At 30.9% G+C, this 20,544-nt stretch carries 17 protein-coding genes; 3 read left to right on the top strand and 14 right to left on the bottom strand.

Features of this window, described 5'->3' with window-relative positions:
- Positions 1-106: 106 nt before the first annotated feature.
- Entirely contained in the window at positions 107-604 is a 498-nt protein-coding gene (locus ACSIGE_RS02945; RefSeq protein WP_440882177.1) for a YkgJ family cysteine cluster protein, read from the top strand.
- A gap of 352 nt (positions 605-956) precedes the next feature.
- Complete coding sequence (locus tag ACSIGE_RS02940) at positions 957-1,652, top strand: toxin-antitoxin system YwqK family antitoxin (RefSeq protein WP_440881301.1); 696 nt, start codon at positions 957-959, stop codon at positions 1,650-1,652.
- Between the two features lie 2,201 nt (positions 1,653-3,853).
- Here the strand turns inward: ACSIGE_RS02940 and ACSIGE_RS02935 are convergent.
- The 9 genes from ACSIGE_RS02935 to ACSIGE_RS02895 all read right to left on the bottom strand — a co-directional run bounded on the left by ACSIGE_RS02935 (position 3,854) and on the right by ACSIGE_RS02895 (position 14,034).
- Entirely contained in the window at positions 3,854-4,501 is a 648-nt protein-coding gene (locus tag ACSIGE_RS02935) for a LysE family translocator (RefSeq protein WP_440881300.1), read from the bottom strand.
- A 408-nt stretch (positions 4,502-4,909) separates the two neighbouring features.
- A complete protein-coding gene (locus ACSIGE_RS02930; RefSeq protein ID WP_440881299.1) occupies positions 4,910-5,212 on the bottom strand; it encodes a hypothetical protein in 303 nt (100 codons plus the stop codon).
- A gap of 416 nt (positions 5,213-5,628) precedes the next feature.
- Positions 5,629-5,826 carry a hypothetical protein gene (locus ACSIGE_RS02925; RefSeq protein ID WP_440881298.1) on the bottom strand — a complete coding sequence of 66 codons (198 nt, stop codon included), beginning with the start codon at positions 5,824-5,826 and terminating at the stop codon, positions 5,629-5,631.
- Between the two features lie 911 nt (positions 5,827-6,737).
- The gene (locus tag ACSIGE_RS02920; RefSeq protein ID WP_440881297.1) at positions 6,738-7,727 is read right to left on the bottom strand and encodes an RHS repeat-associated core domain-containing protein; all 990 of its coding nucleotides are present in this window, start codon (positions 7,725-7,727) and stop codon (positions 6,738-6,740) included.
- Between the two features lie 517 nt (positions 7,728-8,244).
- Complete coding sequence (locus ACSIGE_RS02915) at positions 8,245-8,766, bottom strand: hypothetical protein (protein ID WP_440881296.1); 522 nt, start codon at positions 8,764-8,766, stop codon at positions 8,245-8,247.
- 7 nt (positions 8,767-8,773) lie between these two features.
- Positions 8,774-9,730 (bottom strand): RHS repeat-associated core domain-containing protein, encoded by a 957-nt coding sequence (locus ACSIGE_RS02910; RefSeq protein ID WP_440881295.1) that lies wholly within the window; start codon positions 9,728-9,730, stop codon positions 8,774-8,776.
- A gap of 872 nt (positions 9,731-10,602) precedes the next feature.
- Positions 10,603-11,490 (bottom strand): tyrosine-type recombinase/integrase, encoded by an 888-nt coding sequence (locus ACSIGE_RS02905; RefSeq protein ID WP_440881293.1) that lies wholly within the window; start codon positions 11,488-11,490, stop codon positions 10,603-10,605.
- Entirely contained in the window at positions 11,477-12,412 is a 936-nt protein-coding gene (locus tag ACSIGE_RS02900; RefSeq protein ID WP_440881292.1) for a tyrosine-type recombinase/integrase, read from the bottom strand. The genes ACSIGE_RS02905 and ACSIGE_RS02900 overlap by 14 nt, the downstream gene beginning before the upstream one ends.
- A 95-nt stretch (positions 12,413-12,507) precedes the next feature.
- Positions 12,508-14,034 (bottom strand): hypothetical protein, encoded by a 1,527-nt coding sequence (locus ACSIGE_RS02895; protein ID WP_440881291.1) that lies wholly within the window; start codon positions 14,032-14,034, stop codon positions 12,508-12,510.
- 168 nt (positions 14,035-14,202) lie between these two features.
- Between ACSIGE_RS02895 and ACSIGE_RS02890 the strand changes: the two genes are divergently transcribed.
- The gene (locus ACSIGE_RS02890) at positions 14,203-14,538 is read left to right on the top strand and encodes a helix-turn-helix domain-containing protein (protein ID WP_440881290.1); all 336 of its coding nucleotides are present in this window, start codon (positions 14,203-14,205) and stop codon (positions 14,536-14,538) included.
- A gap of 139 nt (positions 14,539-14,677) precedes the next feature.
- Here the strand turns inward: ACSIGE_RS02890 and ACSIGE_RS02885 are convergent, their stop codons facing one another.
- The 5 genes from ACSIGE_RS02885 to ACSIGE_RS02865 all read right to left on the bottom strand — a co-directional run bounded on the left by ACSIGE_RS02885 (position 14,678) and on the right by ACSIGE_RS02865 (position 20,437).
- Positions 14,678-15,199, bottom strand: a complete 522-nt coding sequence (locus tag ACSIGE_RS02885) for a toxin-antitoxin system YwqK family antitoxin (RefSeq protein WP_440881289.1) — start codon at positions 15,197-15,199, stop codon at positions 14,678-14,680.
- Positions 15,186-16,133 carry an RHS repeat domain-containing protein gene (locus tag ACSIGE_RS02880; RefSeq protein WP_440881294.1) on the bottom strand — a complete coding sequence of 316 codons (948 nt, stop codon included), beginning with the start codon at positions 16,131-16,133 and terminating at the stop codon, positions 15,186-15,188. The genes ACSIGE_RS02885 and ACSIGE_RS02880 overlap by 14 nt, the downstream gene beginning before the upstream one ends.
- Before the next feature lie 872 nt (positions 16,134-17,005).
- Complete coding sequence (locus ACSIGE_RS02875; protein WP_440881293.1) at positions 17,006-17,893, bottom strand: tyrosine-type recombinase/integrase; 888 nt, start codon at positions 17,891-17,893, stop codon at positions 17,006-17,008.
- Complete coding sequence (locus ACSIGE_RS02870; protein ID WP_440881292.1) at positions 17,880-18,815, bottom strand: tyrosine-type recombinase/integrase; 936 nt, start codon at positions 18,813-18,815, stop codon at positions 17,880-17,882. The genes ACSIGE_RS02875 and ACSIGE_RS02870 overlap by 14 nt, the downstream gene beginning before the upstream one ends.
- 95 nt (positions 18,816-18,910) lie before the next feature.
- Positions 18,911-20,437, bottom strand: coding sequence for a hypothetical protein (locus tag ACSIGE_RS02865; protein ID WP_440881291.1), 1,527 nt, complete (start codon positions 20,435-20,437; stop codon positions 18,911-18,913).
- Between the last annotated feature and the right edge of the window lie 107 nt (positions 20,438-20,544).

Here is a 20,544-nt window from a genome sequence, read left to right as displayed (position 1 = left end):
TCTAACATTTTTATAGGTACTTTTGTAGTCTAAAAGACAGGCATACTCAAACATAAAGGAAAAGAGGTAGATTGTAGGTTTTTTATGGGTAAAACGGTATTTGATGATTGATAAGGATCTAGAAAATTTAACACAATTAGCAAAAGAAGCTAAGCAAGAAAATATAAAGTATTTTAAAAGGTTAAAAAAAAGAACGCCTAAACGCTTGGATTTGGTGATGCAAGAAATTCACAATGATGAGTTTGAACGAACAGATTGCTTAACATGCGCTAATTGTTGCAAAACAACCAGTCCTATGTTTACCTATAAAGATATTGAGCGAATTGCGAAGCATTTAAAAATGAAAGTAGCGGACTTTACAGCACAATATTTAAAAATTGATGAAGACGATTTTCATGTTTTGAAAACAGCGCCATGCCCTTTTTTAGACGAAAATGATAACAGTTGTTTTATTTATGATGTGCGTCCAAAAGCATGTTCTGAATACCCACATACGAATAGAAAAAAGTTTATTCAATTAGCCAATATCACTGTTAAAAATACGGAGGTTTGTCCAGCGACTTATCGAATGATAGAGGAATTGAAAAAGCGCTTGCCACAATAGTAATTTTTTTAAATGCACTTACTAAGTTAAACTAAAAATGATTTTTAAAATCATTTCCCATTTGGTGTACTAACTTTCACCTTTACAAAAGCATTGTTACCTTTTTAAAAATTGAAGAAACTATCTACTTTAGATGCATCATTTTTTTACATAAATTATAATCAAATGTTCATTAAAAGTAGTTTTAGAGATTCTTTTGTTTATAAACTTTGTGCTTTTGTTACAATATTTTTCGGTTTTAAACGATATAACCTATTAATATTAAATTGATTATTAAGAGAGAAGTTTTATTTTAAGATTTCATTTTGGTATAGTTTATGTAAATTTGTCGGTGATTAAAGATTAATTTAGAATGATAAAGTTAGATAGTGTATTTCTGAAAGCTATTATTTTAGGTTTATTGGTAAGTAACGTTGCCTTTGCACAAAAAATAAATCAGCTTGATGAAAATGGAAAAAGAACGGGCGTATGGAAAAAGAAGTATAAAAATGGTAATATTCGATATAAAGGACAATTTGAAAATGGAAAAGAGGTAGGTGTTTTTAAATTTTATTCTATAAGATCAAAATCACAACCTACTATCGTTAAAGATTTTTCTGGAGCAGATGGTTTGGCAAATGTTAAATTTTACACACGTCATGGAAAACTGAAATCTGAAGGGAAAATGTTAGGTAAGAAAAGAGAAGGGAAGTGGCTTTATTATTTTTTAGATGGCCATGTGATGTCCGAAGAAAATTTTACTGACAATGAATACAATGGTGTTGTAAAAAATTATTACCCCAACGGAAGGCTAACGGAAGAAACCTATTATCAGCACGGATTGAAACATGGTACTTCTAAAATATATACAGAATCTGGAACACTTTTAGAGGCGTTGATTTATGATAATGGCAAACTTAATGGAGAAGCGAAATATTTTGATGTAAAAGGAGCTCTCAAGGAAAAAGGGATGTATAAAGATGGAAAGCGTGTTGGTAAATGGGAATTTTACATTGATGGTCAATTGGCAAAAAAGAAAAAAGAAAAACTATCAGAGTTTAAAAATTAAAAAAAGCCCCATTTATAGGGGCTTTTTTTATGATTTTGTAATAAATGAAAATAAAATATTAATTTATAGTAGTGAACTATCAATATTTTTTATTTTCTTTGGAATGTTTAGGTGACCTAATACAAAAAAATGTGTCATATAAACAGCAACGATTATTATAATAGTTGTTTTCCCAAATTTCCCTTTAAAAACATCTAAGGTTCTTTTTAGATCTTATGATGTTTTTTTCTTTATGGAGCACTTTCCGTGATGCACTTTATAATATCAGTCATATTGTTTTAAAACAATGCTTTACTCTTTTTTTAAAAATCACTTTACAGTACAAGTTGGGGCTATTGCTTTTATTTTTTGAAGTTTAAAGTGACCTAACCCAAAAAAATGTGTCAAATAAATAGCAACCATAAATAGTAGTTGTTATTATTAGTTTCCCTTAAAAAACATCTTAGATTCTTTTTAGATCTTATGATGTTTTTTTGTTTATGGAGCACTTTCCGTGATGCACTTTATAATATCAGTCATATTGTTTTAAAACAATGCTTTACTCTTTTTTTTAAAAATCACTTTACAGTACAAGTTGGGGCTATTGCTTTTATTTTTTGAAGTTTAAAGTGACCTAACCCAAAAAAATGTGTCAAATGAATAGCAACCATAAATAGTAGTTGTTATTATTAGTTTCCCTTCAAAAACATCTTAGATTCTGTTTAGGTCTTATGATGTTTTTTTGTTTATGGAGCACTTTCCGTGATATACTTCATAATATCAGTCATATTGTTTTAAAACTAAGCTTTACTCTTTTTTTAAAAATCACTTTACAGTATAAGTTGTTGCTATTGCTTTTATTTTTTGAAGTTTAAAGTGACCTAACCCAAAAAAATGTGTCAAATAAATAGCAACCATAAATAGTAGTTGTTATTATTAGTTTCCCTTAAAAAACATCTTAGATTCTTTTTAGATCTTATGATGTTTTTTTGTTTATGGAGCACTTTCCGTGATATACTTCATAATATCAGTCATATTGTTTTAAAACTAAGCTTTACTCTTTTTTTAAAATCACTTTACAGTATAAGTTGTGGCTATTGCTTTTATTTTTTGAAGTTAAAGTGACTTAACCCAAAAAAATGTGTCAAATAAATAGCAACCATAAATAATAGTTGTTTTCCCAAATTTCCCTTCAAAAACATCTTAGATTCTTTTTAGATCTTATGATGTTTTTTTTATGAAATACTTTAAAATATATTGTTTTCCTTCTTCTTAATTATACTCTAAATGATATTTCTCAGAATACGATAATTGGTACTATTTTATTTTCTAAGGCTATGGTTTTATGTAGTAGCTAGCAACGTTTTTTAGGATATTGTTTTTTTTTTATATTTTTTTGTGACCTACAAGAAAATTATGTGTCTTATCTGTAACAAGCATATATAATAATATGTTGTTTTCGCGAATAACCTTAATCCCTTAAAAGAAACACCTAAAGTTCCCTTCCATAAGTTCCAAAGGTGTTTTTTTATTTTAAAGTGTTTTTAGAATTAAATAAATAAAGAGAACTAAAATAGTTTTACATTTTTTATTTTTTTTGGTGACTTACTTAAAATTATGGTGTCAAAAAAATAACGGCTATAAAATATAGTTGTTTTCTCATAAAAACTTTTGTCCTTTAAAGCGAACACCCCGAGTACTCTATTAAGAATTCAGGGTGTTTTTTTATTCATATAAAGAGAGTATTTTATTAAGTGGTTTATGGGGTTGTATTACACTGGTTTAAATAGGTGGGTGGCGATTTTTTCACCTAGTTAATTTGGATAATAAATTTATTTTTTATATGTTTACAATCCTTGTATAAATTATTTATTCCCCAAAAAATGTTTTAGATTCATATATGAACTAAGGCATTTTTTTTGCATAAAAAAAAGATGCTAAATTACTATGTATTGAAAATGGAGTACCGTTGTTTTTAACGATTTCCAATTGTTAAGTAACATTAGTTGTTAAATAAATGGAGGTTTAAATTTAACGTGAAACCATAAACTTGAGTACAAAAAGAAGAAGTTATATTTATAAAATAATCATTATTTTATAAAAAACCACCTTATTAAAACATATAAAGTGGTTGTAACGTTGTTAAAAGTTCGTTTTCATTAGTGCAAAAAAGAACCTTTATAAAAATGTAATTTTTATCATCACGTTTGTTGCCTGTAAATTTAACTTGATTTTGTAAAGGCTACTTTTATTCCGAAGAGAATTAACGCTGCTCCAACAAACATTTCAATCTTTTTTTGATATCGTTGAAACTTATTTAAAATTACTGGATGCGAAAAGAAGTAAGCAACACTCGAGAACCAAATAAAATGTACAATAGAAATAATTGCCCCGTAAATAACTTGAATAAGTAAAGGGGTATCAACATTTACTATTTGCGTAAAAATACTTAAGAAAAAAATGGTTGCTTTAGGGTTTAAAGCATTGGTAATAAAACCATTTTTAAATGAATTGAACTTGCTTAACTCCTTGTTTTTTTGTTTGTTAATAGCTTCTTTATTGAAATTTGATTTAGAAATAATTGTTTTAAATCCAATAAATATCAAATAAGCTGCTCCAATGTACTTGATAATGGAAAAAAGAAAAATAGATTTCGATATTATAATAGCCAATCCAGCAATTGAATAGGCTACATGGAGCCATATAGCAAGACTTACTCCAATTGCAGAGTAGATTCCTGATGTTCTATTATACACAATGCTATTTCTTGTTACCATAAAAAAGTCAGGACCTGGACTAATGGCCATAAAAATAGAGATACTTATGATTGCTATAAATTCCGTAGATCCCGTAAAGATTGATAATTCCATAATTTGCTATTTTTTATGTTTTATTAATTATTGGGTTTGGCGTTTGGGTAGCTGTGGAAGGAGCTGCCAAAGATACTAAATAAAAAATGTAATGAACGTGGTTAAAATTACTTTTAATAACGCTCTATTTTGGGTAGAAGAATACACTTTTTTATAAGTGTTTTAAGATGAAAAAAAGTTGTACCTATAAGGCGATAATAATAAGTTCTGGTATGAAATAAATAGCGAGTATTTACTTTGTTATATGCAACTAAAAAGTTTGTAAAAACACGCTAACGTAAGCTTATGACACATGCTATCAAAATAAGTTTTTAAAACAATAATTTACAATTACGAATACGTGTTGTTATAATTATACCAAATAGGTGTAATTGATTAAAAGTTAGTTTAAAAGTACGCAGGAGTGTTTTAGGTAAATAGCTTCATATTAGCCTCTAGCAATTCTACTTGAGATTCGATTACTCTTTTTAGTAAATTTTTTACTAATAGACTTTCCTGTTGTTTTCGCATCTTTATTGAGGTCGTTTGTACAAGTTGATTTGTTATTTCAAATGATTTGCACATAGCACTGGTAACACTGTTATCGCCTTCAATACTCAAAAGATCTTCAATAGCTCTTTTGGCAAATTTGTTTAGTTCTATAACTTCTTTTGGAGACACTTTGGCATCAGCATAAATATCACTAATTATTTTTTCTAACTTTTGATCCATTTTTTATGTTCTATAGCGTTAGCACAAAATTAAATTGGAAAGGATTACTTAAAAACATAATTTTCTTTAATCATCGTAAATGAATGATCAAACGTGCATATTTTATTTTTAATTGATTTTATATAAATGATGGAATTGTAAAATAATTTACGCGTTATTTTTGTGTGCTTAATGCTTGTTTAAAAATACACCAGATTAGGTTTTAATAATTTTAGGTAATGAGTAGATTATGTTGGTCTAAATCTTTTTAAAAAAGCCATAATGATTGAAAAAATAAAATTTCGCTACGTGTAGTAAATATGCATGATACTACTTAGTAGTCGTTTTAACCTATTATTTTTTCTTATATACTTTTGTGTCGTTTTTTATTTAAACTTCCTTTAACTAATTGTCATTACGCTTAAGCTAAATGTCAATCAGCGGAGGGTGTTTAAAGCGTTAAATAATGAATGTCTAAAAGCATCACCTGGACCGTTATGAAGTCCTCCTAAACCTGATTTTTTAGCAAATCTTTCGGCTTTCCCTTTATTATCACTTTTTTGAAGCTGGTACATTTTATATAAATGCTTTGAAGCAACAGATTTTTCTGTTTTCTTCATTCCAACTCCATCCATTTTTTTATCAAGCTCTTTCGCAACATATGCAGTTGCATTTCTTTCCCTTCAACTTCAGTACCAAGACCTAATTTATTCTCTTGAAAAGCATAAGTAGAATTATAAACATAAGTAGTCGCTAATGGATCAATTGCAACAAACCTCCCAATCGAAGCATCATAATGCCTGTATTTATATTCAGATATATTCTTTCACAATATTGATACCATCCACATCACTAAAAAATATAAAAATAAATTATACGATAGATGATAAAAAATAGAATATACAAGTCCAAATTTCACTCTTACAAAAGTAAAAAATGAAGCATTAATTAAATGCATTCCAAATATAGTTACTGAACTATAATTTCTTGTTTGGTTTGTAAAGAAAACATGCCATAGTGCAAATAGTACTATACTTAAAGCAATCAATAATCCAATATATTTCTTAAAAAAATATTTTATTTTAGGTGTAAAAGTTTGCTTAAGTGTTTTTTTGAATAAAAAATAGATACAGTAAGTCAGAAAAAAAAGTAAAGAATAATATAGTAAATTACTGTAAATACTACCTGTAAAGGAAGCCTTTAAAAGATCTTGATTTAAAAATATAATATCAATTAAAAGTAATGAGAAAGAAAATAATATAAAGTCATAATTAAATTTCGTTATAAATAATCGATACTTTAACTCTTCTTTTATGGCTCCCAATAAATAAACCAATAAAACTACTACAATATTTTCCTTATTAATTGGCTCTTTAACCTTTGTGTCAATAATATAACTTTTTTCCAGAGGAAAACATTTATTTAAAAGGTATCCGATAAAAAAAACAATTATTATATTTAAAATAAATATAAAGAAGAGTTGATACTTATCGGTATCAACTCTTTTATCTTCATAAGAATAAATCTTTTTATATGAAACATTCATCTATTTAAACTGTATGTGTCTATGCTTTTCTCTTAAATAATTAGGGAAGTTATAAGGTAGATTTTGAGACTCTGGCACTTTCGCTTTTGTATATCTGTTTTTTACTTTATCTCCTAAAGTTTCGCCATTTCTAGGGTCTTCTACGGTCCCCGCAAATGGTATTATCCCAGTTACCTCATTTATTAAAGTTCTTAACCCGTAATTCGTAGCACCATCAATAGTTTTATCCCATTTGATTTTTTTAAACATTTTCTTTAATTCCCCGGTTTTTAAACCATAAAACTCCGCAATTTTTCCAAAAGTCTCTTCTAAGTTATTTGCATTAATCATATAATCATAATCCGACTTACTTAGAGGGATGTTCATCTTGATTTTAGCAAGTATCTTTTTTAACCTTGAATTAAAAGTACCCTTAAGCTTGGCATAATTCTCAATATTTCTTTGATTTTCAACTGCTTCTACAGCTAATTCAAAATATGTATCAATTGCTCCTATTATCTCATAAAGTTTATCGCCTTTTTTATATTCTTTTCCTTTTTCTTCCTGCCCTACAATAAAACCACCTCTATGATTTAAATATATATTAGGATCTCCATCATCTCTATAATCAGTAACTTTTCCCTTTTCATTTACAACAACTGATGCGTTATGTTCATAATCTGGAGTATAGGGAAGCTGTGAATACAATCCTGTTGGATCTCTAAAATAAATTGGATTATTATTAGAATAGTAATAGGGTGTTGTATTTCTATAATCATCAGCCAAAGCATCTATTCCGTTAAATCTACCTATTGCTGGTGCATATTGTCTCCAATCCATTTCTAATAGATTTAAATTTAAACTCTCCTCCAATTCTTGACCTACATACCCAAACTTCTGCGCGGTGCTGTTTCCAAGGGGTTTATAATTTCCGTTATATCCTTTGTGTTTAAGTCCAAAAGGATAGTAATTTACGCGTTTTTTTTCAGCGGTTGCCCTTTTTTCGCGCACACCTTACCACAACTTTTTTTAAAAAAGAACGTCCTACCTCATTAATCCCTGTAAATATATAAAATTAACAACTGCCACGCAGGTAAACCCCAGTTTTTTGTACGAATTAAAACCGAATTTAAAACAACAAAACCACAACATCTCTGCTGTGGCTTTATCTTTATTATTTTTAAATTTTAATTCTGTATTGCTTACTCATACTCGGCACGGACTACAAGTCCGCGCTAGCGGTGATATCTTTACTTTAATTTAAAATTTTCCAAAAACGCTTTTAATTAACCAAAAAAGCATACTCCTAAAAAACAACAAAACCACAACATCGCTGCTGTGGCTTTATCTTTATTATTTTTAAACTTTACTACTCGCCATTGCACCCGAACAGAGTGAATTGATGAACTCCGATTTTAAAAATAGAATTCTCGTGAATAAATGGCATTCATAGTACCGTTTTCTACTTAAATTTCCTTTAAATAATTGCCATTACGCTATCGCTAAATGTCAATTAGCAGGGAGATTACTAAAAATCTGTAGTTTCATCCTCTTTGATTTCCTCTCCTTTTTGAAGAAACAACCTCATTTCGTTTACAATAAATTCATTATTTACTTTCTCAACCATTAAGTTCATAAACTTTGAATCAGAAAAAAATAATGGTGATTCATTACTCTTTGAAAATAAATTATTCTTTGTTAAGTATTCAGATTTCTCAGCACTGATTTTCGTACTGCTATCATATATGAAAATAAATGTGTCCTTATATTTTATATAATCAGATAAAAAATCATCTTTGGATGGAAGTTTAGAATTCACTATCAAATTATAAGCATACGTACTATCATTATACTTTTTACTTTGACGTAAATGATAATATCGACCACTAAAATCTAATCTATTATTTTTTTCTACAATTTGTAATACTTTTTTTATTTCTAAACCTGAAAAATTATTTTCTGCAATATTTCTTACTTGACTTCTTGTTTTACATGAAAAACACATTAAAACAAACAAAAACGTGAAAATTATATTAAATCTTATATTCATTTTACTTTTACTTTTTTGATGGGACTGTCGTTACCTTTCCATTAGCACGATATTTTGTTCTATTAGAAGTTTTACCCCATACGTTAGATTTCTTTGCGCCAATTATATAATAAGGAATATCTACATTATTAATTTCTTTATTCATTTTTGCGATGTTTACATCATCCCCCGATGGATCAGGATCTCCAATACTACTTGATGATGGTGCACCAGGATGCCCAGGATGTGTATGAATTGAATAAATAGGTTTTCCCGTAAATGAACCGTCAGATGACGTAAAAGTAGATTTAATTTCCTGACTTGTACCCGAATTCATCTGTACGACTTCACCTGCTTGATTTCTATCGACACTATTATTGTCAAAAGGTCTTACTTCTAGATATTTATCGCCTTCATCATTTTTATAAACAACTGTAACTACTTCTTCATTAGTGCTCATTGAAATATCTACAACCAATTTCCCTCCATCACTAACATTACTTGTTTGGAAACCATTTTTCTTTATATTTTGTCCATCTTTTAGAAGCCCTTTATCTACATTTGAAGAAATGGTTGAACCGCTATCCTTGTCTACTAATGTATCAGTTTTATCATTAGTAACCTCTTGTAGGGTTATATTTCCAGTCGCTTTATCATATGCATATATATCTTCAGGTTTCATTCCATCTGGATCAATAAATCTTAAAGGATTATTAAACGCGTAATTGTAAGGCGAGTGTCTTCTCATTTCTTCTGCTAATGGATCAAGGTTCATCCATCTACCTAAACTAGCATCATAATTTCTAGCTCCGAAGTCCATCCACTCTAAACCTAACTCTTCGTTAAGTTCCATTCCATTATACCCAAACTTCTGCGCAGTAGAGTTTCCAAGGGATGAGACGTTGTTGTTGTAACCTTTATGTTTAAGTCCAAAGGGATAGTAATTTACGCGTTTTTTTTCAGCGGTTGCCCTTTTTTCGCGCACACCTTACCACAACTTTTTTTAAAAAAGAACGTCCTACTACATTAATCCCTGTAAATATATAAAATTAACAACTGCCACGCAGGTAAACCCCAGTTTTTTACTGCAAAGACAGATAAAAAGCCTCTGTGGTTTACCTGCTTCCTTTGCCTCGGTATGTAACATAAAATGGGTTATAATACTGCCATTTCATCCGTGCCCCACCAAAGCCGTAGTTATAACCTATTCTATGTTAAATACTCCCTTCACCCGAACTTCCAACGCTTTGATTAAACATTATCAATAAGTAAATCATTTTAAAACTTGTCGATTTTCCTCGCATCAACAGCCTCTAAATCGTCAAGCTTTAAAACGTTCCGCTAATGGTTTAAAAAGAGGTTGGCGGTGCGTGGGTTTTCAACCATTAGTGGAATGGCTTGTTTTAGAGGTTATAAAGCCTTTAGCCAAGCTTAGTGCAACGAGAACTAAGGGCGAAGCCTAAGCGAGCGCCGAGGGTGACGGGGATGCAGATTGGTGAGGAACGAGCCATGCAGAACCGCCACAAAGTTTTTTAATATCCTTATAAAATCAATTATAAATTCTTTTTAAAAAACTTGTAGCCCGAGGCATCAGCGGCGAGCCCTAATGAAGCAACGGTTATTTTTTTATGGCGGTATTTTTGTATAAAATAATGATCTTAAAAAAATAAGAGTAGTTGCGAGTGAACGTAATAGAAGTGGTGGCAAAAAGATTTTTAAGACAACTGTAGTTTACGGAAGATTGACTTAATAAATGTTTTTAATAGGCGGGATGAAGTGAACACCTTATAACCGTATTTTATTAGAGTGGAACGGAGATAAAAAACATTAAATTCCGAGCCTTAGCGAGACACTTGGTTAATTAATTGGATGGGAGTTGTTAACGATTTCGTGTAGGCTTTCTAAATCGTCTTGTACATACCTTTCTGTGGAACTTATATAACGATGTCCTGCTAATACTTGTACCTGCCTTAAATTATAGTGTTTTAACCAATTGGTTATTACAGAGGCTCGTATTTGATGTATGTTCTTTACTTTGTGATTCGTCTTTTTTAGCTTTTTTATAATGCCTTGTATAGTGTTTCCTAATCGTGCATTATTCGGGATAAATACTCGGTTACTTTCGATGCTTTTTCTTGTAATGATTTCTTCTCTAATTTCTTTGATGTATTCTAAAAACTCTATGACTTGCCACGGTTTTAACTCTAAGGTTCTGCCATTACTTCTTGTACCGCTTTTTATGTATATCTTTCCTTTGTAAAGCTGTAAATCTTCTAATTCTAAGTGTATTAATTCGGTTGTGTTTAAGCCTTGATACACTAATAAACCAACGATTATTTTATTGCGTTTTGCTGTTAATCTATGATAAGGGTCTTTTATGTTTTCAGTCTCGTAACTATAATATAAATCCTCTAATTCGTCAGCTTCTAAAGTATTGTAATTAACAACTCTTTTTACGCCTTTTATAGTGAGGCTTTCTATTGGATTGTCCGTTCTGTAATGTTCTGATAGTAGGTAGTTAAAGTGTATTTTTAAGCTTCCTATTTTATGTTTTACCGTTTTCTTGGTATTCTTTTTTTGTTGTAAATACTTAATGTATTTTAAGAAGGTTTTATAGTCTATACTTTCTGGACTTGTATGGTTTCGTTTACTCCACTCGATAAATCGAGATTTGGCAGTAATATAGCTTTTTATAGTAGATCTGCTATACTTTTGTTTTTCTAAATAGTCTTTATAATCCCTCATTTTCAATAGTTTTTAAAAGGTGAGTGTACAATTGAGTAGATTCTAGACTACTGTGTCCTAAAAAGGTTTTTATACTTTCTAGCTTTACATTTTGTTGCAGTAAATGAGTAGCAATAGAGTGGCGTAAACTATGTGGGGTTATGTGTTTTTCTGTAATGGTTTTATTTTCACTTGCTTTTATAATGGCTTGTAAACGATTAGAGAAGCTTGTTCCTTGCATTCGCGTACCAAACTTATTTATAAATAAAGCTTCATGTACATGACTATCTTTAAACTGCGGACGAGCTTCGTAGATATAGTCTTCTAATATTTCTGCATTCTTTCGATTAATAGGAACAAAACGTTCTTTATAGTTTTTACCTTTTCTAACAAAAATGCGTTCTTTATCAAAATAAATATCGCTAGTATCTAAGTACACAGCCTCATTTCTTCGCAGTCCACAACTGTATAAAACTACTAACATGGCTTTATCCCGCATACGTATCTTCGCTGTATCATGACTATAACTTGTGGCTGTAAATAATTCTTTGATTTCAGATTGTGTAAGTATGTTTAGTTTTTCTTCCGTAGGCTCTTGTTCTGATTTTAGATGTATGTTAATGCCTTTGTGATTGTGGTTTTGTAAATATTCTTTAAACTTCTTTAAGGCTTGTTGATGTTTGTTTAAATAACTTTTACTTAATGCTCCGTTTCTTCTCTCGTTACCTCTTTCTTGTAGGTGTCTGTAATATTCCTTTACCGTTTTAGTAGTAATTTGATTGATGGTTTTAATTCGATTTTGCTCCAGATAATAAAAGAACTCTTGTAAATGATTGGGTAAATAATACACCGTGCTTTCTGCATAACCCAATATATCTAACCATTCTTTGTAATTGGCAACTAGTGTTCTATAGATTTCGTTTTCTAGTTTTAATTTTTTCATCGCTTGACCTTTTTTGGAGTTTTGCGGTTAACTCTTAATAAATGTTTTATTATAAGCACTTTAACTTAACCGTTTTGTAAGTGGATAAGTAGTGGTTAAGTGGGTAAGTTGATGCCTTGCAAACACTCTTTTAAAGCTTTGTTTATCTGCTCTTTAAGTGATGTGTATTCGTTTACATCTATAATCTCATAGTAATAGGTTTGTCCTTTCTTTCCTTTAACTTTTTTAATATAACCCTCTAGTAATAGTTGTTTGTGATAACGTTGTAATGTGGTTTGTTTTACTCTTAAATTCCTTCTGATTTCTGTATTAGTAAACTGTGTTTGCTCTTTTTCTTGTAAGTACTTTTTTAAGTTCTCTAAATGGTTTCTGCAAGCACCTGTAATAGTATCACTTTTTCTAAGTAGTACTTCTGTTATCAACTCATTAGCTTCTTCTATATCTTCGATGGTAGTTTCTATAAACTCTTCGCCTGTTTCTTTATCGTATTGCTTTTCTCGTTGGTGTTGTTTGTAAAAGGTAATGGCTTCTATAAATTGTAAATAATGTGAGTTTGTACGTCTTGGTTTAAAAACGGATTGTGGTAATTCCAAGTACATAGCAAAAGGATTAATCACACGTATTGGTTGTAATACTCGTTGTACATTTTTTAGAAGCTCCGAAGCTAAATATTCTTCTTCCTCGTTTACCTGTCCCGCCGATACGGCGCGTTGGTAATTCATAATACGTTTGTCTTGCTCTTCGCTTTCATCAATGTATAGTAAAAAACTACGATTGCTATTATCTTCGTAAATGCTTTCTTGCGTGGTACAACCTGCAACAGATACAGGACCTTCAACCGTTAAGTGTATAGTTTTGGTAGTTCCTTTGCTGTCTTTATGAACTACCGTTTTTGTAATTCGTTTTTTACTTTGTAATTCTCGAAGTGGATAGAGTACAGACTCTGCGCCGTCTAAATCTTCTATTAATATTAATTTGTGTTGTAATTCTGTACGATTGAAGTAATAAAAAGCATTGGCAGATAATACCGTTATCTCTACTTTGTCTTCTTCGGGTATTAGCTCTGCAACCTTACTTTGTAAGTGGGTTTTTCCTGCTCCCGAACTCCCTAAACTAATACAGTGTAACGGATTGTTAGTTTTTCTACTGGTAAAAATGAGATACATCAGCAAGCGGTTAATGTCTTCCCCTATAACACCACTTTTGCCGATGTACTCATTTGTCCTTGTTAGCAACTTTCCCTTTTTTAAAAAGTCGATAGCTTCTTTCTCTTCACTAGCGTTTAATTGTTTATAGACAGGCATTGCCTGTTCTTCTTCATTTTTAAGTAGTAAAAAACGGTAAGCCTCTAATTCTTTGGTAAGTTCTTGTAATGTTTTTCTAACAATACTTGTTCCTATTTCTAATCGTTCTGCTACTTTTCTAACAAACTTTTCTACCTGATTGTCATTATATAAGTCTATGTTATGACGTAATATTTTTTCTGATTTCAGCTTTTGTATAGATACGGTTACTCGTAAACTCTCTAGTTTATTGGTTTTTATACCTCCTAAAATGTGGATTTCTAAGTGTTTTGTGGTGTACTGGTAGTTGTTGGAGTTGGAAGTATCTAACGAAGTCATAGAAAATAATTTTATACAAAATGTCGATAATTCTATTTTTTGTATTGTTTACTCTGCAATATTAGATATTACTATTGATAAAAACAAGACAATACTATCTTTATTTGATTATATTTGCCTAAAACGTATAGTTTTATACGGTTTATAGTATAATAAGTAGACTATTCTATGACTTTAGGACAGAAAATTACCAAGATTAGAAAAGAGAAGAAGTTATCTCAAATTGATGTTGCCAAGTTCGTTGGTGTTTCTCGTGATGCAATTTCTAAGTATGAAAGGGATGATATAATTCCATCTGTTGAAAATGCTAAAAAAATAGCACAAGTATTAAATGTTTCTTTGGATTATTTGGTATCAGAAGATGGTAATTTAGAGGTAGTAGATGTTACTATGGTTAATCGCATGAAAGAAATACAAAGACTTAACAACGATGATAAAAGTACAATAGTTAAAATTATTGATGCCTTTATTAGAGATACTAAAACCAAAAAAGCCTACTCCTAAAAAACAACAAAACCACAACATTTCTGCTGTGGCTTTATCTTTAATTATTTTTAAACTTTACTACCCGCCATTGCAAATGGTTTTTATAGTACCGTTTTTTATTTAAATTTCCTTTAACTAATTGCCATTACGCTGACCACTAAATTTCAATTTGCGGGGCTTTAGGAGGAATATTTTTAATATTTTCAAAATGTTTTACATCTTTATAAATAACCTGTTGTAAATTACCTCTTTCGTAAAGTTCTGATAATACTAATTTAGTATTATAAAAATAGTTCCAAATTCCAACTTTTAAATCATCTCGAAAATAACCATCTATCTCCAATTTTCCATTATCATAATATTTCGCATCACCGTTAAGTTTATCATTAAGATAGTTTTCCTCACTTAAAACTAACCCTTTATCATAGGTTATTGCTTTCCCATTTTTAAAACCACCTTTTAAATTAAATTCTGCATATATTTCTCCATTATCTTTAAAGAAATATGATTTACCTTCGGTATTTCCCGCAGTCACCCAAGATACATCTTTCAACTTACCATTCTTGTGAGTGCTTTTTAAAACATCAATCTTATGCTCATCATTATCTTGATTAGGAGTACACGATTTTAATAAAAAGCATACAACTAAAAGACTAAAAAAAGTTTTATTTATTTTCATTTTTCTTGGTTTTCTCTTTTTCTTTATCTGAATGTTTCTTAAACAATGAACCTAACTCTTTAACGAAGTTCTCATAAGACACACTTTTTCCATTAACAAAGAACTTATGCTCTTCCTTAGTTTCTTCATCACTATTAAGTAACTCCGTTAAATCTAAAGTAAATTGGAATGCCTCACTAGTTCCTTTATTTTTGGCTGTATCCTTGTAACCACCACTTAAAAATTTATCTATGAGAGAATCAAATTTCTTACTTCTTTCCTCTACATGTAGAAAACTTTCATGGGCAATGGTTTCTAGAGCTTCATCGTCTTTTTCTCCTGGACCAATTAAAACTAAGAACGACAATCTACTAGTCATATTTTTAGATAGTGGCATCCTAGTGGATCTTCCAGTTTTAGAGACAGAGTAAGGAATAGTCATCCCTCCTTTATTTGTACCCCATTGACTTTTCTTAGATTGATACCAAATAGTATGTCTTGAATATTTGCCATCTTTCTCAACTTTAAAACCAAGAACATCCTGACCAGCACTTCCATATAACATCAAAAACCTTTGACCTTCTTTAGTTCCTAGAAACTTCTTAAATGCTACTTTATGGTTTTCATTAAGTCCTGAAATATCAATATATCTACCATCAGGGTCTTTGAATAAGATAGGGTTATTTGCTGTATAATTATATGGAGACAAATTATAGTATTTGTTAGCTAAAGGGTCAAGGTTCATCCATCTACCTAAAGCAGCATCATAATTTCTAGCACCGAAGTCGTACCATTGTATACCAAGCTCTTCATTAAGCTCTTTTCCATTATACCCAAACTTCTGCGCGGTGCTATTTCCAAGGGATGAGATGTTGTTATTATACCCTTTGTGTTTAAGTCCAAAGGGATAGTAATTTACGCGTTTTTTTTCAGCGGTTGCCCTTTTTTCGCGCACACCTTACCACAACTTTTTTTAAAAAAGAACGTCCTACTACATTAATCCCTGTAAATATATAAAATTAACAACTGCCACGCAGGTAAACCCCAGTTTTTTACTGCAAAGACAGATAAAAAGCCTCTGTGGTTTACCTGCTTCCTTTGCCTCGGTACGTAACATAAAATGGGTTATAATACTGCCATTTCATCCGTGCCCCACCAAAGCCGTAGTTATAACCTATTCTATGTTAAATACTCCCTTCACCCGAACTTCCAACGCTTTGATTAAACATTATCAATAAGTAAATCATTTTAAAACTTGTCGATTTTCCTCGCATCAACAGCCTCTAAATCGTCAAGCTTTAAAACGTTCCGCTAATGGTTTAAAAAGAGGTTGGCGGTGCGTGGGTTTTCAACCATTAGTGGAATGGCTTGTTTTAGAGGTTATAAAGCCTTTAGCCAAGCTTAGTGCAACGAGAACTAAGGGCGAAGCCTAAGCGAGCGCCGAGGGTGACGGGGATGCAGATTGGTGAGGAACGAGCCATGCAGAACCGCCACAAAGTTTTTTAATATCCTTATAAAATCAATTATAAATTCTTTTTAAAAAACTTGTAGCCCGAGGCATCAGCGGCGAGCCCTAATGAAGCAACGGTTATTTTTTTATGGCGGTATTTTTGTATAAAATAATGATCTTAAAAAAATAAGAGTAGTTGCGAGTGAACGTAATAGAAGTGGTGGCAAAAAGATTTTTAAGACAACTGTAGTTTACGGAAGATTGACTTAATAAATGTTTTTAATAGGCGGGATGAAGTGAACACCTTATAACCGTATTTTATTAGAGTGGAACGGAGATAAAAAACATTAAATTCCGAGCCTTAGCGAGACACTTGGTTAATTAATTGGATGGGAGTTGTTAACGATTTCGTGTAGGCTTTCTAAATCGTCTTGTACATACCTTTCTGTGGAACTTATATAACGATGTCCTGCTAATACTTGTACCTGCCTTAAATTATAGTGTTTTAACCAATTGGTTATTACAGAGGCTCGTATTTGATGTATGTTCTTTACTTTGTGATTCGTCTTTTTTAGCTTTTTTATAATGCCTTGTATAGTGTTTCCTAATCGTGCATTATTCGGGATAAATACTCGGTTACTTTCGATGCTTTTTCTTGTAATGATTTCTTCTCTAATTTCTTTGATGTATTCTAAAAACTCTATGACTTGCCACGGTTTTAACTCTAAGGTTCTGCCATTACTTCTTGTACCGCTTTTTATGTATATCTTTCCTTTGTAAAGCTGTAAATCTTCTAATTCTAAGTGTATTAATTCGGTTGTGTTTAAGCCTTGATACACTAATAAACCAACGATTATTTTATTGCGTTTTGCTGTTAATCTATGATAAGGGTCTTTTATGTTTTCAGTCTCGTAACTATAATATAAATCCTCTAATTCGTCAGCTTCTAAAGTATTGTAATTAACAACTCTTTTTACGCCTTTTATAGTGAGGCTTTCTATTGGATTGTCCGTTCTGTAATGTTCTGATAGTAGGTAGTTAAAGTGTATTTTTAAGCTTCCTATTTTATGTTTTACCGTTTTCTTGGTATTCTTTTTTTGTTGTAAATACTTAATGTATTTTAAGAAGGTTTTATAGTCTATACTTTCTGGACTTGTATGGTTTCGTTTACTCCACTCGATAAATCGAGATTTGGCAGTAATATAGCTTTTTATAGTAGATCTGCTATACTTTTGTTTTTCTAAATAGTCTTTATAATCCCTCATTTTCAATAGTTTTTAAAAGGTGAGTGTACAATTGAGTAGATTCTAGACTACTGTGTCCTAAAAAGGTTTTTATACTTTCTAGCTTTACATTTTGTTGCAGTAAATGAGTAGCAATAGAGTGGCGTAAACTATGTGGGGTTATGTGTTTTTCTGTAATGGTTTTATTTTCACTTGCTTTTATAATGGCTTGTAAACGATTAGAGAAGCTTGTTCCTTGCATTCGCGTACCAAACTTATTTATAAATAAAGCTTCATGTACATGACTATCTTTAAACTGCGGACGAGCTTCGTAGATATAGTCTTCTAATATTTCTGCATTCTTTCGATTAATAGGAACAAAACGTTCTTTATAGTTTTTACCTTTTCTAACAAAAATGCGTTCTTTATCAAAATAAATATCGCTAGTATCTAAGTACACAGCCTCATTTCTTCGCAGTCCACAACTGTATAAAACTACTAACATGGCTTTATCCCGCATACGTATCTTCGCTGTATCATGACTATAACTTGTGGCTGTAAATAATTCTTTGATTTCAGATTGTGTAAGTATGTTTAGTTTTTCTTCCGTAGGCTCTTGTTCTGATTTTAGATGTATGTTAATGCCTTTGTGATTGTGGTTTTGTAAATATTCTTTAAACTTCTTTAAGGCTTGTTGATGTTTGTTTAAATAACTTTTACTTAATGCTCCGTTTCTTCTCTCGTTACCTCTTTCTTGTAGGTGTCTGTAATATTCCTTTACCGTTTTAGTAGTAATTTGATTGATGGTTTTAATTCGATTTTGCTCCAGATAATAAAAGAACTCTTGTAAATGATTGGGTAAATAATACACCGTGCTTTCTGCATAACCCAATATATCTAACCATTCTTTGTAATTGGCAACTAGTGTTCTATAGATTTCGTTTTCTAGTTTTAATTTTTTCATCGCTTGACCTTTTTTGGAGTTTTGCGGTTAACTCTTAATAAATGTTTTATTATAAGCACTTTAACTTAACCGTTTTGTAAGTGGATAAGTAGTGGTTAAGTGGGTAAGTTGATGCCTTGCAAACACTCTTTTAAAGCTTTGTTTATCTGCTCTTTAAGTGATGTGTATTCGTTTACATCTATAATCTCATAGTAATAGGTTTGTCCTTTCTTTCCTTTAACTTTTTTAATATAACCCTCTAGTAATAGTTGTTTGTGATAACGTTGTAATGTGGTTTGTTTTACTCTTAAATTCCTTCTGATTTCTGTATTAGTAAACTGTGTTTGCTCTTTTTCTTGTAAGTACTTTTTTAAGTTCTCTAAATGGTTTCTGCAAGCACCTGTAATAGTATCACTTTTTCTAAGTAGTACTTCTGTTATCAACTCATTAGCTTCTTCTATATCTTCGATGGTAGTTTCTATAAACTCTTCGCCTGTTTCTTTATCGTATTGCTTTTCTCGTTGGTGTTGTTTGTAAAAGGTAATGGCTTCTATAAATTGTAAATAATGTGAGTTTGTACGTCTTGGTTTAAAAACGGATTGTGGTAATTCCAAGTACATAGCAAAAGGATTAATCACACGTATTGGTTGTAATACTCGTTGTACATTTTTTAGAAGCTCCGAAGCTAAATATTCTTCTTCCTCGTTTACCTGTCCCGCCGATACGGCGCGTTGGTAATTCATAATACGTTTGTCTTGCTCTTCGCTTTCATCAATGTATAGTAAAAAACTACGATTGCTATTATCTTCGTAAATGCTTTCTTGCGTGGTACAACCTGCAACAGATACAGGACCTTCAACCGTTAAGTGTATAGTTTTGGTAGTTCCTTTGCTGTCTTTATGAACTACCGTTTTTGTAATTCGTTTTTTACTTTGTAATTCTCGAAGTGGATAGAGTACAGACTCTGCGCCGTCTAAATCTTCTATTAATATTAATTTGTGTTGTAATTCTGTACGATTGAAGTAATAAAAAGCATTGGCAGATAATACCGTTATCTCTACTTTGTCTTCTTCGGGTATTAGCTCTGCAACCTTACTTTGTAAGTGGGTTTTTCCTGCTCCCGAACTCCCTAAACTAATACAGTGTAACGGATTGTTAGTTTTTCTACTGGTAAAAATGAGATACATCAGCAAGCGGTTAATGTCTTCCCCTATAACACCACTTTTGCCGATGTACTCATTTGTCCTTGTTAGCAACTTTCCCTTTTTTAAAAAGTCGATAGCTTCTTTCTCTTCACTAGCGTTTAATTGTTTATAGACAGGCATTGCCTGTTCTTCTTCATTTTTAAGTAGTAAAAAACGGTAAGCCTCTAATTCTTTGGTAAGTTCTTGTAATGTTTTTCTAACAATACTTGTTCCTATTTCTAATCGTTCTGCTACTTTTCTAACAAACTTTTCTACCTGATTGTCATTATATAAGTCTATGTTATGACGTAATATTTTTTCTGATTTCAGCTTTTGTATAGATACGGTTACTCGTAAACTCTCTAGTTTATTGGTTTTTATACCTCCTAAAATGTGGATTTCTAAGTGTTTTGTGGTGTACTGGTAGTTGTTGGAGTTGGAAGTATCTAACGAAGTCATAGAAAATAATTTTATACAAAATGTCGATAATTCTATTTTTTGTATTGTTTACTCTGCAATATTAGATATTACTATTGATAAAAACAAGACAATACTATCTTTATTTG

Source organism: Tenacibaculum profundi, assembly GCF_052050075.1.
Classification (GTDB): Bacteria; Bacteroidota; Bacteroidia; order Flavobacteriales; family Flavobacteriaceae; genus Polaribacter.
The sequence above is the reverse complement of the archived record's forward strand: the minus strand, read 5'-3'. Positions and strand labels throughout refer to the sequence as shown.

What these genes read in the sequence shown, in the direction of transcription:
- ACSIGE_RS02905 (WP_440881293.1), bottom strand. Translation starts at nt 11,490, where the DNA reads ATGAGGGATTATAAAGACTATTTAGAAAAACAAAAGTATAGCAGATCT.
- ACSIGE_RS02925 (WP_440881298.1), bottom strand. Translation starts at nt 5,826, where the DNA reads ATGGATGGAGTTGGAATGAAGAAAACAGAAAAATCTGTTGCTTCAAAG.
- ACSIGE_RS02865 (WP_440881291.1), bottom strand. Translation starts at nt 20,437, where the DNA reads ATGACTTCGTTAGATACTTCCAACTCCAACAACTACCAGTACACCACA.
- ACSIGE_RS02885 (WP_440881289.1), bottom strand. Translation starts at nt 15,199, where the DNA reads ATGAAAATAAATAAAACTTTTTTTAGTCTTTTAGTTGTATGCTTTTTA.
- ACSIGE_RS02915 (WP_440881296.1), bottom strand. Translation starts at nt 8,766, where the DNA reads ATGAATATAAGATTTAATATAATTTTCACGTTTTTGTTTGTTTTAATG.
- ACSIGE_RS02870 (WP_440881292.1), bottom strand. Translation starts at nt 18,815, where the DNA reads ATGAAAAAATTAAAACTAGAAAACGAAATCTATAGAACACTAGTTGCC.
- ACSIGE_RS02940 (WP_440881301.1), top strand. Translation starts at nt 957, where the DNA reads ATGATAAAGTTAGATAGTGTATTTCTGAAAGCTATTATTTTAGGTTTA.
- ACSIGE_RS02875 (WP_440881293.1), bottom strand. Translation starts at nt 17,893, where the DNA reads ATGAGGGATTATAAAGACTATTTAGAAAAACAAAAGTATAGCAGATCT.
- ACSIGE_RS02930 (WP_440881299.1), bottom strand. Translation starts at nt 5,212, where the DNA reads ATGGATCAAAAGTTAGAAAAAATAATTAGTGATATTTATGCTGATGCC.
- ACSIGE_RS02895 (WP_440881291.1), bottom strand. Translation starts at nt 14,034, where the DNA reads ATGACTTCGTTAGATACTTCCAACTCCAACAACTACCAGTACACCACA.
- ACSIGE_RS02935 (WP_440881300.1), bottom strand. Translation starts at nt 4,501, where the DNA reads ATGGAATTATCAATCTTTACGGGATCTACGGAATTTATAGCAATCATA.
- ACSIGE_RS02900 (WP_440881292.1), bottom strand. Translation starts at nt 12,412, where the DNA reads ATGAAAAAATTAAAACTAGAAAACGAAATCTATAGAACACTAGTTGCC.
- ACSIGE_RS02890 (WP_440881290.1), top strand. Translation starts at nt 14,203, where the DNA reads ATGACTTTAGGACAGAAAATTACCAAGATTAGAAAAGAGAAGAAGTTA.